The following is a 242-nucleotide window of genomic DNA, read 5'->3' on the forward strand; positions in this document are numbered from 1 at the left end:
GGAAAATTTCAAGCTTGTGATAACCCAGCGCCAGCTCAGGCAGCGCAAACGTCATCCCCTCGCCCTGCTCACGCTCATCAGCCACCAACTGCGACTGCAACCAGCCTTCCATGACGTCGCCCTGCTCCGTTTCGAGCCGCCAGCTGAAATCGCTGATACGGGCACTGCGCCCCAAAGTCAGTTCAATATGCACAGGTTCGCCGCGGCGTACCACTTTTACCGGGGCAAGCACTTCTCTCGGC

Annotated in this window: 1 pseudogene; it reads right to left on the reverse strand. The window is 59.1% G+C overall.

The annotated features are described in order from the left end of the window. A pseudogene (locus tag ACYP03_RS27615) lies at positions 1–242 on the reverse strand (4-alpha-glucanotransferase); the annotation flags it as partial.

The organism is Photobacterium sp. R1, from assembly GCF_054600795.1.